The following is a 13,567-nucleotide window of genomic DNA, read 5'->3' as shown; positions in this document are numbered from 1 at the left end:
TTATGAAGGGAAGCACTTTAGCAATATCACTTCTTCTATTTCTCCTGTTTGCTTTTACAAAGAAGGAGAGATCCTCTATTTGGTTGATTGGCGATTCTACCATGGCCTGGAAGAAACCAGAGCGGGACCCGGAATCTGGTTGGGGAGAAGGATTAAAACAACTGGTAAACGAGAAAGCCACGGTGCGCAACCATGCTGCCAGTGGCCGCAGTTCCAGAAGCTTTGTGGCTGAGAAAAGATGGGCAGCGGTGCTGGACAGCATTCAACCAGGTGATTATGTCATCATGCAATTCGGGCACAATGACGAGAAGCCTGAGCCTAAGCTGTACACTGATCCTTCTACCTCTTACAAAGAATTCCTGAAGAAGTTTATTGACGAAACACGAGCAAAGAAGGGAATCCCGGTGGTCTGTTCTCCTATTGTGCGCCGCCATTTTGATGGCCAGGTCAACCTGGTAGACACCCACGGCGACTACACAAAGGCTGCCCGCGAAGTGGCCATGGAAAACAACGTGCATTTTGTGGATCTAGAGGCAGCCTCGCGGAAAGTGGTAGCTGAGTTAGGTCCAGAGAAGTCAAAATCGCTCTTTGTTTTCTGCGCCCCCGGTGAATGCCGGAGAAGCTCTAAAGGGGTGCAGGATTCAACGCACCTCAACCACCAAGGCGCATTGCAAGTTGCCCAGTTGTTTGCAGAAGAGGCCAAAAAGCAAAAGATACCATTAAGGAAGTTTTTGAAATAAAAGATGAATTAGGTAATTCACCCTAATGATTGGCCCATTACCTTTCTGCAAATTATAATCAGAATAAAATCCTTCGTGATTACCAGTACTAAAAATGAGAAATTTTATCTTCTATCTAACCCTGTTCTGTTGCCTATTTCTATTACGACAAGCTGGAGCGCAGAACTCGCCCGCTCCTTTAAAGCTGATCAACTTTGTGCTGACTCCCAGCGCTGAAGATTGGACGTACCCAGTAAACAAAACCGCAACGGTGGATGTGACGGTTCTGAAGAATGATGTTCCCCTGAAAGACGCCACCATCACCTATGAGTTTGGCCCCGAGATGCTGCAAGCTGAGAAAAAAGGTACACTGACGCTGAAAAAGGGACAGGGAAACATAAACATGGGTACCAGCAAAGAGCCGGGCTTCCGGCAGTTGGTGGTGAAAACAGAGTACCAGGGGAAAACCTACAGCAGCCAGGTGAAGGTTGGTTTTTCGCCGGAGAAGATAGCGCCTACCGTAGTGTTGCCGGGTGACTTTATGGCTTTCTGGGAAGCCGCCAAAGCAGAGGCCGCCAAAGTGCCCATGGATGCAAAGCTGACGTACCTGCCGGAGCATTCCACCACTACGGTAGATGTGTATCTGGTTAACCTGCAGAACTACAAGAAAGGCCAGCGCCTCTACGGGTACCTCAGTAAACCAAAAGCTCCCGGCAAATACCCAGTGTTGTTCTCGCCGCCTGGTGCAGGGGTGAAAGCTACCAGCCCAAGCACTTCTTTAGCTGACCAAGGCTTTATAAGCCTCAGCATAGAGATCCACGGAATTACGCCCATGCTGGATAGTGACACCTACAAAAACATTAGCAACGCCTTTGGCGATTACTGGTTCAATAAACTAGATGACCGGGACAACTATTACTACAAAAGTGTTTACCTGGGTTGTGTACGCTCCATTGACTACTTGTGCAGCCTGCCCGAATTTGACGGGAAGAATATGGTGGTAACGGGAGGAAGTCAGGGCGGGGCATTGGCGATAGTCACGGCTGCGCTAGACAAACGAGTGAAAGCCCTTGCTTCTTTTTACCCGGCCCTCAGTGATATTACCGGTTACCTGCACGGCAGAGCAGGAGGGTGGCCCCACATGCTTAGCCCAAGGTATGCCGCTACTACCAACACCCCTGCCAAGCTCAGAACAATCAGCTACTATGATGTGGTCAACTTTGCAAAGCATGTAACGGTGCCCGGCTTTTATTCCTGGGGATATAATGACAACACCTGCCCCCCCACTTCAGTGTATGCGGCAGTGAACTCAGTTAAGGCGCCTAAAACGTTAGCCATTACTCCCATAACAGGCCACTGGCGTTTTGAAGAAACCAACCAGGAGTCAATCAATTGGCTGAAACAGCAGTTGGTAAAGTAATTATCAGCGGTGAATCAGCTACTAAAATCAGTTCAAAACTACTTTTTTGAATTATCACCCGCTTAAAGCTTATTCTATGAAGATCAAATACATTGCTTTTCTTCTGCTTTGTCTGCCTCTAACGCTTTTCGCTCAGAGCAAAACTACTGCCCCAACAGAATCTGTTTTGCGGAATATTGCAGACAGAATTGTTTCCAGCACTACCTACAAGTTTATCAATCCGGAAACAAAGGAGACTTACACTTCAACCAAAAAGCTACCTGTCACTAACAAAGTGAAGGTAGAGAGCCAGTACAATGATTGGCATTACACCAACGGAGTGCTGAACATTGCCATGCTGGAGCTTGCCCAGAAAACCAATGACAAGAAGTACCAGGACTTTGTACACAAAAACTTTGATTTCGTTTTCAATCAAGGCAATCTGGATTACTTTCAGAAACGGTATAACCAAACGCTCAAAGAAGAAAATGGGCTGCGGAAGGTGCGTGAGGTGAGTTGGTACATGTACTTCAGGGGCATCAGGTTAGATGACAACGGGCCTATGGGCGCCAGCCTGATTGAGGTGTACAAACAGCAGCCTAAAAAGGAATACAAAAAATACATTGACGACGTAGCCCACCATTTAATGCAGCAGGAGCCACGCCTGCCAGACAATACCATTGCCCGTTTGTGGCCGCACGAGATGACCATTTGGGCCGATGATTTGTTTATGAGCGTGTCTTTCCTGTCCAGAATGGGCAAACTTTCAGGAGACACCAAGTACTTAGATGACGCCGCGCAGCAGGTTATTCAGTTTGACAAATACCTCTGGGATGATGCCAAGAAAATCTACTACCACTGCTATCACTCAGATACCAAAGAGCATGGGGTAGCGTATTGGGCACGTGCGAACGGCTGGATGTTCATGGCCCAGGCTGATTTGCTTTCGGTGCTGCCGCAGAACCATCCTAAACGCAATGAACTGCTGCAGATCTTCAGACGCCAGGCAGACGGTATTGCCCGCTACCAGGCAGAGTCTGGCTTATGGCACAACCTGATTGACAAGCAGGATTCCTATGAAGAAGTATCTGCTACTGCCATGTATGTGTTCGGGATGGCTACCGGCGTGAAGAATGGCTGGTTACCGGTAGACTATGGGTATGTTGCCGAGCAGGGCTGGAATGGGATAGTAAAGTACATTGGCACCGAAGGCGATGTCACCGGCGTGTGCACCGGAACAGGTATCATGCCCTCTTTAACGTTCTACTACAAACGCCCTACAGACAAGAATAATCCTATGGGAGAAGGACCGGTGTTAAGAGCGGGTGTAGCCATGCTGGACCTGCCTAAGTATGTAGACCCTCAAGCAGAGAAAAAATACCAGGATATTCAATCTGGGGAGTGGAGGAAGAGAATAAAATAGGTATACTCTTGAACATCCTTATTGAAAACAAAGGGGCTTGCAGTAACTGCAAGCCCCTTTGTTTTCAATAAGGAAGGAAACATCTTGCCACTCTGTTTTAGAGCTGTTTTTCAGAATACGGCACCTAAAAGTGAATTGAGTTCTGGATCACTTCACGGCCACATCCCATACTTTAGCGCGGCGCGATTTCCCGGCGGGGCCTTCCACCCAGAGCGTAACCACGTATAGTCCTGCCTTTTCATAGGTATGGGTTGGGTGCCGTTCCGTGGAGGTTTTTCCATCGCCGAAATCCCATTTCCAGGAAGTGATATTGCCTTCAGATTCATCTATAAAGGAAACCAGCCGGCGTTTCATATCCACCACTTTGAAGGACCACTGGGCTTCGAGCTTCTTCTTGAATTTGTCTTCAAGCGGCATCAGGCGGAAGGGGAGCAGGAAGGAAGCGTTGCCGTACATGGTGTGTTCTCGGGATAAATTCCAGAAACCATGCTGCTTGCTGTTTACGTCATCGTAGTCTAAAACAGCCCAGGCAAGGCCAACGTCTTTCCCCTCTACCAACTGCGTTTCCACTGCCCGTGCAGGTCCCTCCGCGCCAGCGTAATCAAACGGGGTAATCCAGAATTCCAGGATCAACTTGCCAGACTCTCCAGGCCGGAACTTGTAGTCATAGGCAAAGTTGGCGTACGGCAGGTCTTTGATCCAGGGCTGGCTGCCCCAGGCAAGCGTCCAGTCTTTGCCTTCGGCCGGCGTGAAGATGTGGTAGTTTTGGGCATGCACCCCGTGGAAGGAGAAAAACGCATCCATAGGGTCTAAACTCTTGTTCGGGTGAAACCGATCAATGAGTGGCCCGCCAGATTGGTCACCGTCTACCACCACCTCAAAAATGTCATTGTGCAGGTCTGGGTGTGTAAAGTCCCAGTAGTTGTCATATGCTTCGTACAGGAAATACAAGCGGTTCAAGCCTTTTACCCAGCCCACCTTCACTTTCACATCCAAGTTCTTGGGATCTGGTTTGGGGTTTTTACCGGTATCGTCAATCAGTTGGTCTGTACCTACGGTGTACGAATCCGGCACCATGCTCCAGTCGTCTTTGCTGCCATCTACCCGAGGAATCATGTTGGCCGGAAACTGGAAGATTTTATAGCTACGCTTCTCCTGGGCAAGGGCAATGGTGTGTTCTAGCAAAAGGCATCCAAAGAAAAGCAAACAAAGTCTTACAGACGAGGAGAGAGACAGCATAGGAATGAAGGTAAGTTCAACAAAAAGATTAGTAGCAAAGGAGTAGAGGTTCTGGTAAAATTCTGTTCCGGGTCTGTTTTTGGGGTCATTTTGCAAAAAGTAGTTCCAAAACGGGAGGGTCCATTAACTTAGTTACAGCTTTTAACTTTGTTTCTCAATAGAGATGGCTTTGAACTTGTCAGGGTGGGCAGCTTCTCCTTTGAATCTCTTCAACTTCAGGCCGGTCACATGATGAGCCTGTAAAGCATGGCTATAATAGTCAGGCAGGTTCTTTCCCCACTTCACGCTACAGTTCTTTAAGGTAACATCATCTGCGTACCTAATGTAGAAGCCCGGATTGTGATGTGGTTCAATATCTGGGTAAGCAGTAGTTGGCCGGTTGTCAAACAAGCCTCCGGGGTAAGGGGTCCAACGTTCTAAGGTGACGTCTACGTTTTCAAAGGTGACGTTTTTGATGCGGCTTTCTTGGGTACCGTTGATGCGCACGCTGTTCTCGGCACGGCCTCTCACATTCTTTACTTTCACGTTTTCAATTACGCCAATCTTTCCTTGCGGCGTTCTGGGGATGGCAGTGAAAGAGATTGCCTCCCCGCGGCCCCACCAAGGTGCGGAGTGGTACCTTGAAACAAATGTGATGTCACTGAACTCAATATTCCGCACGTTTCCTTCATCGCGCAGCTGAATGGTAAGGCCGCGGCAACTCGTCTTGATCTGGCAGCGTTCAAATTTGATGTTGTAGATATCCTGGGTAGTTTCTGTCCCTATTTTCAGGCCGGAGTCCTGGGTTTCCAGAACACAGTCCCTCACGGTGATATTTGCTGAGGGTCCGAAATCTTCTTTCTGGCGGGTAGCCTTGATCACAATGGCATCATCGCCGCAAACAATGTGGCAGTTCCTGATGTCTACATTGCGGCAGTGGTCGGGGTCAATGCCGTCACAGTTGGGCACATCCAGGTTGTTCCGTATTTTGATGTTGTCAACCAGCACGTTTTCGCAGCCCATCATGTGCAGGCTCCAGCTAGGTGCTTTGTTAATGGTGAGGTCCCGTACCTTTAGGTTATTGCAGGCGGTCAGGATAAAGAGTTTAGGGCGCCAGTCTTTTGGTATCCACCACTCATTTGCTTCGTCAAAATGAGTCATAAACTCCAATGCCCGACCATTAATGCTGCCTGTTCCGGAGATGGTGAGATGATGCGCTTTACGCGCTACAATGGCGGCAGCCTCTGCGGTGTAATCATTCCTGTCGGTGCTTACCAGTAGTTCGGCATCTCCCTCCAGGTGAAAGTCTATGCTGGGCTTCAGTTCCAGGGTTCCTATTAGGTATTGATGCCCGCCCTTCACCAGCACGCGTGCTCCGTTGCCGGCTTTAGCCGCCTCATCTATTGCTTTCTGGATGGCCCCGGTATCTAATGTTTTTCCATCGCCCTTAGCCCCAAAATCTAACACATTGAAAACAGGAGCTGCTTTTTTCTTTTCCTGTGCCCATAAAGGAAAAGGAGCGGTAGCAACACCAAGAGCAGTAACAACGGCTAACTTCACGCCAAGGCGAACGGCATCCCGACGCTTTAGAAAAGGATTTGGTACGTTCATTACGTGTGCGGTTTAAGGGAACCCTTTTGATTTTTTGGTATGTCATTTTAAGGCTTCTTTCTGGTAAATCTGCCAGAGTGCCTTGGAAGAATAATACCTGTGATTCCTTGAATGTACTTAACCTTAAAAGGAAATGTATCCTGCTCTATCCGGTGAGTACATCCTTCTTAGATGCCTACTTTCCAGACGTTAATTTCTGATAGGAGGAGGGCTAATCAAGTTCTTGAAAATGGTAAAATAGGCAGCTAAGGATTTAAGCCGTTTTTCAAAAAACTGACTTCAAACAGCAGCACAAGTTTAGGTCACTTTGGGGTAGAGCTACTGTGAAAGTAAATAAGGCAGTTTCTTGAAATAGAGGTGTCACTCCGGTATACCCGCTCCTGCGTTTTCATTTTCTTAGTAAGGCTTCCTGGAAATTCTTCATTAGACAATAAATGGAATTTTATTTCTGATTTTTTTGAAAAGTTGGCAAAAGGTCAGGATACAGCAGGATACATCTGCTTTAGGTATTTGGTATAATTACTATGGTAAAAGTTACCTCATCCGTTGGTTCCTGCAAAAGGGAATGATTGAATAGTAAGGGACTGGTTAACTTTTACAGGGCCCCTTTTCTGATACAAAACAGGAATTTCAAGATATGCAGACTTACCCCGGTGGTAAGGTCCCACCTCTCATATTCATTAAAATCCTGAATCAGAGTTTACCTGAGATTTCGATTCACCAAGCATTTCCTTCATTCATTTTATACCTACACTATTATGAATAAACTCTATACAAATCGCATTGGCAAGATTTTGCTGATGACTATGCTTTGCCTGGTGCAGGTAACTGCTTTTGCCCAGTCTCCCGTCACGGGCAAGGTGACGGCGACCGGAAGCGGGGAGGGGTTGCCAGGGGTAAGTGTGGTCGTGAAAGGCACTACAATCGGCTCTGCTACTTCGGTGGATGGAAGTTACTCTATTGAGGCGCCAGCCAACAGTACGTTGGTGTTCAGTTACATTGGCTTTGTGGGCCAGGAAGTGGCTGTAAATAACAGATCTGTGGTGAACGTGCAGTTGGTCCCAGATACAAAAGCACTGGATGAGGTTGTGGTGGTAGGATATGGAACTCAGAAACGAGGTGACATTACGGGAGCTATTACCTCAGTAGGAGCAAAAGATTTCAACAAGGGGGTAGTGGTGAGTCCGCAACAGTTAATACAAGGCAGGGCCGCCGGGGTGAACGTTACTCCAAGCAGCGGAAGACCTGGTGGTGCTTCTACTATCCGGATCAGGGGAGGTACTTCTATTAGTGCCGGAAATGAGCCTTTGTATGTGGTAGATGGGGTACCGCTGCAATTATCTAACGCCAGCCGGCAAAGTAATATTGGTGGTAGCGGGGGCAATATGATGATCTTCAACCAAGAGCCGGTGAACCCGCTTAACTCCATCAACCCCTCTGATATTGAATCTATGGAAATCCTGAAAGATGCCTCCGCCACGGCCATCTATGGTTCCAGAGGCGCGAACGGGGTAGTGATCATCACGACCAAAAAAGGCAAGCAAGGATCCATGAGCACTACCTATGACACCTATGCTGGGGTTTCCAAGGTAGCTAAAACGTTGGATGTCTTGTCTGCCGACGAGTACCGTCAATTCATGAAGGACAACAACATCACCAATTTCACAGACAAAGGCGCGAGCACCGATTGGCAGGATCAGATCTTCCGGACGGCTTATTCACAGAACCATAATCTAGCGGTGAGCGGTGGAACAGAAAACACCTCCTATAGGGCTTCAGTAGGATATATCTCTCAGCAAGGGATTATCATCTCTTCGGGCATAGATAACTACACTGGTAGAGTAAACATCAACCACAAGGCCCTTGACAAGAAGTTGTCCATTGACTTAAACCTGGGTGGTGCGGTTGTGGAAGAAGACAATGCACCCATCTCCAGTGCGCTAGGCGGTGAAGGCGGGAACATCCTGAAAGATGCGCTTCGGTTCAACCCAACGTATCCGGTGTATGATGAAAAGGGAAATTATTCTCAAATCAACCAGTTCATCATCAACCCGGTATCTTACGCTGAGCAGATTGAGGACATGCGCACCACCAGGAGAAACCTGGGGAATATTTCCACAACCTACAATATCTGGGGACCGCTGAGTGTCAACGTGAACCTGGGCTACACCTATGAAAACATCAAAGGAAACGCCTATGTACCCAGAGCCAATCCGCTGGGGCAAGGGGTAGGAGGTTTGGCCAACACACAAGCCTCAGAACACTGGAGCAAGCTATTGGAAACCACTTTGATCTTCAAACATGATATCAATGCAAACAACCGTATTGATGCCGTTGGCGGGTATTCTTACCAGTATTTCATAGATGAGGGATACCGTAACCGGGTGCAAGGGTTTGTTTCTGACGAATTCAAGTACTACAACATTGGTGCGGCCAGCCAAAGGCTGACCACCTCCTCTTATAGAGAAAGCAGCAAATTGATTTCCTTCTACGGCAGGGTGAATTACAGTTTACTAGACCGGTACCTGGTTACCTTAACCGTACGCCGCGATGGATCCAGCCGTTTTGGTTCTGGCAATAAATGGGGCGTGTTCCCATCCGGTTCAGTTGCCTGGCGGGTGTCTAATGAAGATTTCTTCCCTAAAACTAACTTAGTGAGTGATTTGAAACTGAGGGTAAGCTACGGCATCACGGGTAACCAGGAAATTGGAAACTTATTGTCTTTGCCCACCTTAGGAGCAACCTCCGCCACTTATAACATTGGGGGCAGTCCCATTACTATTGTGTCGCCGGAACGCTATGCCAACCCAGATTTAAAATGGGAAGAGACCGCTCAGTTTAACATAGGAACAGACTTCCAACTCTTTAAAGGCCGGGTGTATGGTTCCCTTGACTATTATCATAAAAACACCACAGATCTTTTACTGAGCTTCAACATACCGTCTCCTTCTGTCGTGACTACTCAGTTAGCGAACGTGGGGGAAGTAGAAAATAAAGGGGTAGAGCTTGCCTTAGGAGGCTATGTTTTTGATAAAGCAGATTTCCAATGGAAGGTAGATCTTAACTGGAGCAGGAACCGCAACAAAGTGATTAGCCTTTCAAATGACCAATGGAGTACCAAAATTCTTCAGAACTATGAGTTATCTGGATTTGGATTTACCGGGATAAACAGCCAAGCCATTATACCTGGTCAGCCTTTGGGTAATTTTTACGGGCTAAGATACATTGGGACTGAGAATGGCATTGAGCAGTATGCAGATGTGAATGGAAACGGCAGATTTAACCAAACAGAGGATGTTGAAATCATTGGTAACACCCAGCCTGACTTCACTTTCGGCATCACCAATACCTTCAACTACAAACGGTTTGATCTGTCCTTTATGTTGAGAGGGTCACAAGGCAATGATGTGCTGAACAATACTGCCCTTGATTTACAGCGGAAAAATATTCTTCCAGGCCAGAACATTCTGAAGGGAGCTCTTAATGATGGTTTAGGGAATACGGCAGCAGTAAGGTATTCTTCCAGATGGATTGAAGATGGCTCCTTTATTAGGTTAGATAACTTAACCCTGGGCTACAACTTTAATATTTCTAGATTCCCTGTCCTTAAAAATGCCCGCGTGTATGTAACCGGACAAAATCTCTTCCTGATCACTGACTATACAGGGTTAGATCCTGAAGTGATTTCCAGCATCAGTGGCATTGGTGAATCCCCCAGAGGAATTGACTACATGACCTATCCTAGAGCTAGAACTTACATGTTAGGAGCCAGCATCACTTTTTAAGTAGCCTTAAATCATAAAGACTTGTGAGATGAAAAAGTATATATCAAAAAAGAAGTGTGTCATTCTGGGTTTGATAATGGCCTTCTGTGGGAGTTGCACCAACCTGGATGAGGAGTTGTATGGCCGTTTATCACCAGCTAATTTTTACCAAACCGATGCGGAAGTATTATCTGCCTTAGCAGGGGTATACAGTGCTATGTCGTTTGCCGGAAATGGAGGTAACGGGTGGCGGGTAATGCACTTAGGAACAGATGAATTCTTAATCCCTTCCAGATCAGATGGAAGATGGTTTGATGGAGGGGTATGGCTTGAACTTGCCAATCACACCTGGACACCGCAAAATAACCGAATCCTGAGTGCCTGGAGAGAAGCGTTTTCAGTAATAGGAAGAGCCAACGCCGTGCTGGAAAGCTTGGAGAACTCTCCCCGTGAAGGTTTAGAAGAAGAGATAGCAGAAATGAGAGCGGTACGGGCATATGCTTACCTTTATGCCATGGATTTGTTTGGGAATGTACCCATTGTAACCCAAGCACGCATTGATCCGCAGAATCTTCCTAAAACCAACTCCAGAGCAGAGGTTTTCGAGTTTGTAGTAAGTGAGTTAAATACAGCCATCCCCAAATTACCTTCCATAAAATCGGTAAACAGGACCAGCTACTATGGCAGGATGTCTAAAGAAGCAGCTTACTCAATCTTAGCCATCACATACCTGAATGGACAGGTTTATACCGGTAAAAGCTATTATCAAGAGGCAATTACAGCCACTGACATGGTGATTAATTCCGGTGCTTACACCTTGACTCCGAATTATTTAGACAATTTTGTGGCCAGTAACCATACCTCTCCAGAATTTATCTATGCCATTACAGTAGATCCGGGAAATAACGCAGGTTCAAACAACTTTGTGCTAAGGGGAACCCATGACTCTCATAGATTCAAATACAATCTGCCTTTTACGCCTCAAAATGGTTTTACCGTCATTGAGCTTGCCTATGACCGTTACGAAAATCAGGATGTGCGTAAAAGTATGTTCCTCTTGGGTCCCCAGACAAATGCCAGCGGTGGTCCCCTGCCTAGAAACACTGGTTCTGGACAGTTGGTATTAGTACCTCATCAGAACATCACCAATTCTGCCGAAAACGAAGGCTACAGATTGGTGAAGTGGCAACCAGATCCGGCTTGGGTGGGTCAGTCTGGAAACAATGATGTTGCCTTGATTAGGTATGCAGAAATACTGTTAACCAAAGCAGAAGCTTTACTTAGATCTGGTGGCTCTACTACCGAAGCACTACGTTTGGTGAACGAGGTGAGGAGGAGAAGCAATGCGTCTGCCCTTACCTCCATTACGCTCAATGACATTCTGGAGGAGAGAGGTCGGGAGTTGATCTGGGAAGGAAGCCGGAGAAGAGACATGATTCGTTTTGGCACATTCCTAACCTGGGACTGGAGGTTCAGAACAGCTGACTCTCCAAAATTCAGAGAGCTGTTCCCTGTGCCTGCTACAGAACTACAAGCTAATCCTAACCTGACCCAAAACCCAGGTTATTAAACCTCCCCATTTTCTAACCTGAACGATATTCCCCATGCAAAAAAGCTTTAATGACACAAATAATAAAACAGGTAACAGGCTGCATGCACCGGCAAAACTAAGTGTAAGTTTTCTGTTGGCAGCTCTGTGTACCACAGGGCTCTCTGTTTCTTCGCATGCCCAAACCATTGGAGGCGTAGATTATTCAGACAGAGCCCACGTGGACAAAACCTTTGATATGGCAGGCACTGATATTTTTGGGCAACGCTTTCCTTCAGAAAGTGCGACCATTGTGGACCCTGTCACCGGCGTGAAGATCACAGCTCTTACTACTTCCCGCCACAGCAGTTCCAAAATTTACCAGGATCACCCTAACTGGACGGCAGACGGGAAGTACATTGTTTTTACCTCAAATCGGAATACGGCAGCTGGCGGCAATGTCACATTTGCAGACAAGAATGCTCCGCCAAGAAAAGAAAGGCAGTACTACGCTCTCTCCATGGATACCCACGAGATTGTTCAGGTAACTACCGGAACTGGAGCAGGAGATATGCTTCTTGGGCATCATAGAAACATTGCCTACCGCATCAAAGACAATCAGGTGATAGAGGTAAACCTGGAACAACTGCTCAAGGACAGCGAAGCTGGAAAAGTGAAAGCACCCGCCAATTATGAGAAGCTGGTGGCCACTATTCCCAGTGACCTGAAACCGGGCGGAACGTGTTTGGACATCAATGACAAACGAATCTTCTTCTCTACCCGGGTTGGGGCAGATGGTTCGGCCATCCACAGCATTGACCTGGACACCAAAAAAACAACTAAACTGGTAGAGGTGCCTTTCAGGACCGGCCACTTCCAAGCGAATCCCTATGTATCTGGCGAGATGATGTACTGCTGGGAAACCGGCGGTGATTCTCCGCAGCGCATGTGGGTACTGAGTGTTGATAAGAACGGCAAGGTGAACAACAGGGCGGTTTACAAAGAAAAGGCAGATGAGTGGGTGACGCATGAAGTGTTTGCCGGACCCGATCACATTCTTTTCAACGTGATGGGTCATCTTGACAGGTTAAGAAAGAATCCTACTGGTATTGTGCTGCACAACATCCGCACCAATGAATCTAAAATGCTGGGGCAAGCCAAAGAATTAGGAGGGTACTGGCACGCTGCAGGAACAAAAGACCTGAAATGGGCAATTGGTGATTCTTTTGACGGCAACATCTACCGGTTGAACATTGACAAGGGTGACGCCACCTTACTGACCACTGGTCACAGGCCCAACACCAAAAGCCCGTTCTCACCCCAGGCGCATGCGCACCAATCCATTAGCCCTGATGGGAAATGGGTTCTATTTAATTCCAGCATGCTCACAGACAGTGACATCATGATGGTGCCCATGCATCCACAAGGGCTATAATCTTGATCTACTCAGAGGCTTCTACACAGGTGCTTTGAAGCCTCTTTTCTAAAAACGTAACTGAAACGCCGGGTAAGACTAAGTTCTATATTTAGTTTTACCCGGCGTTTTGATGTACTATAAGGATTGCTATTTATAATGTCTCTTTCTATTTTTTAGGTGTTTTTCGGAATAAAGTGATTACTTATGTTGATGCAAATACACTCAGATGGAACAAGGCTTGAAGGGTGTATAAACGAAGAACCAGTTTTAAAGCTCATCTTTCCGAGTTTCAAAACTGGTTCTTTGTTTATACTGCTTTGGATATCCTAGGCTGTTGGAACAATCATTTAACTATTTTCATTGACTGGTATAAGCCTTGGCGTTTTAGGTCAGTTTTCTAAAAACTAATCAAAAAAACCAATCACCTCCATACTTACTTACCTAAAGGCTCTACTAGAAAAAAAGGTCTAATACTGCACTTAGAAGCC

The 13,567-nt window shown here is 46.9% G+C and carries 8 protein-coding genes; 6 read left to right on the top strand and 2 right to left on the bottom strand.

The window, feature by feature from the left end:
• The first annotated feature begins 101 nt into the window (after nucleotides 1–101).
• From DC20_RS01155 to DC20_RS01145, 3 genes are all read left to right on the top strand, one after another.
• Nucleotides 102–740: a rhamnogalacturonan acetylesterase gene (locus tag DC20_RS01155; RefSeq protein ID WP_218918723.1), complete on the top strand. Its 639-nt coding sequence runs from the start codon at nucleotides 102–104 to the stop codon at nucleotides 738–740.
• Nucleotides 741–834: 94 nt separating this feature from the next.
• Nucleotides 835–2,139, top strand: a complete 1,305-nt coding sequence (locus tag DC20_RS01150; RefSeq protein WP_062542149.1) for an acetylxylan esterase — start codon at nucleotides 835–837, stop codon at nucleotides 2,137–2,139.
• A gap of 76 nt (nucleotides 2,140–2,215) precedes the next feature.
• On the top strand, nucleotides 2,216–3,541 hold the full coding sequence (locus tag DC20_RS01145) for a glycoside hydrolase family 88/105 protein (protein WP_062542148.1): 1,326 nt from the start codon (nucleotides 2,216–2,218) through the stop codon (nucleotides 3,539–3,541).
• 147 nt (nucleotides 3,542–3,688) lie between these two features.
• Here DC20_RS01145 and DC20_RS23625 read toward each other — a convergent pair whose 3' ends face one another.
• Both DC20_RS23625 and DC20_RS01135 read right to left on the bottom strand, forming a co-directional pair.
• Entirely contained in the window at nucleotides 3,689–4,780 is a 1,092-nt protein-coding gene (locus DC20_RS23625; RefSeq protein ID WP_083470407.1) for a PKD domain-containing protein, read from the bottom strand.
• A gap of 141 nt (nucleotides 4,781–4,921) precedes the next feature.
• Complete coding sequence (locus DC20_RS01135) at nucleotides 4,922–6,370, bottom strand: glycoside hydrolase family 28 protein (protein ID WP_062542147.1); 1,449 nt, start codon at nucleotides 6,368–6,370, stop codon at nucleotides 4,922–4,924.
• A 758-nt stretch (nucleotides 6,371–7,128) separates the two neighbouring features.
• Between DC20_RS01135 and DC20_RS01130 the strand changes: the two genes are divergently transcribed.
• Genes DC20_RS01130 through DC20_RS01120 form a run of 3 tightly spaced genes read left to right on the top strand, consistent with a single transcriptional unit; the run spans nucleotide 7,129 to nucleotide 13,097 of the window.
• Nucleotides 7,129–10,155, top strand: a complete 3,027-nt coding sequence (locus DC20_RS01130) for a SusC/RagA family TonB-linked outer membrane protein (protein WP_071885349.1) — start codon at nucleotides 7,129–7,131, stop codon at nucleotides 10,153–10,155.
• Between the two features lie 28 nt (nucleotides 10,156–10,183).
• The gene (locus tag DC20_RS01125) at nucleotides 10,184–11,704 is read left to right on the top strand and encodes a RagB/SusD family nutrient uptake outer membrane protein (protein ID WP_071885348.1); all 1,521 of its coding nucleotides are present in this window, start codon (nucleotides 10,184–10,186) and stop codon (nucleotides 11,702–11,704) included.
• Between the two features lie 34 nt (nucleotides 11,705–11,738).
• Nucleotides 11,739–13,097: a TolB-like translocation protein gene (locus DC20_RS01120; RefSeq protein ID WP_083470203.1), complete on the top strand. Its 1,359-nt coding sequence runs from the start codon at nucleotides 11,739–11,741 to the stop codon at nucleotides 13,095–13,097.
• Nucleotides 13,098–13,567: the final 470 nt, after the last annotated feature.

The sequence above is a fragment of the Rufibacter tibetensis genome (assembly GCF_001310085.1).
Lineage (GTDB): Bacteria > Bacteroidota > Bacteroidia > Cytophagales > Hymenobacteraceae > Nibribacter > Nibribacter tibetensis.
Note: the sequence above shows the minus strand (reverse complement) of the source record. Positions and strands in the feature narration are given on the sequence as shown.

Coding starts and splice junctions, on each gene's coding strand:
- DC20_RS01130 (WP_071885349.1), top strand. CDS start 7,129: ATGAATAAACTCTATACAAATCGCATTGGCAAGATTTTGCTGATGACT.
- DC20_RS23625 (WP_083470407.1), bottom strand. CDS start 4,780: ATGCTGTCTCTCTCCTCGTCTGTAAGACTTTGTTTGCTTTTCTTTGGA.
- DC20_RS01125 (WP_071885348.1), top strand. CDS start 10,184: ATGAAAAAGTATATATCAAAAAAGAAGTGTGTCATTCTGGGTTTGATA.
- DC20_RS01155 (WP_218918723.1), top strand. CDS start 102: ATGGCCTGGAAGAAACCAGAGCGGGACCCGGAATCTGGTTGGGGAGAA.
- DC20_RS01150 (WP_062542149.1), top strand. CDS start 835: ATGAGAAATTTTATCTTCTATCTAACCCTGTTCTGTTGCCTATTTCTA.
- DC20_RS01145 (WP_062542148.1), top strand. CDS start 2,216: ATGAAGATCAAATACATTGCTTTTCTTCTGCTTTGTCTGCCTCTAACG.
- DC20_RS01135 (WP_062542147.1), bottom strand. CDS start 6,370: ATGAACGTACCAAATCCTTTTCTAAAGCGTCGGGATGCCGTTCGCCTT.
- DC20_RS01120 (WP_083470203.1), top strand. CDS start 11,739: ATGCAAAAAAGCTTTAATGACACAAATAATAAAACAGGTAACAGGCTG.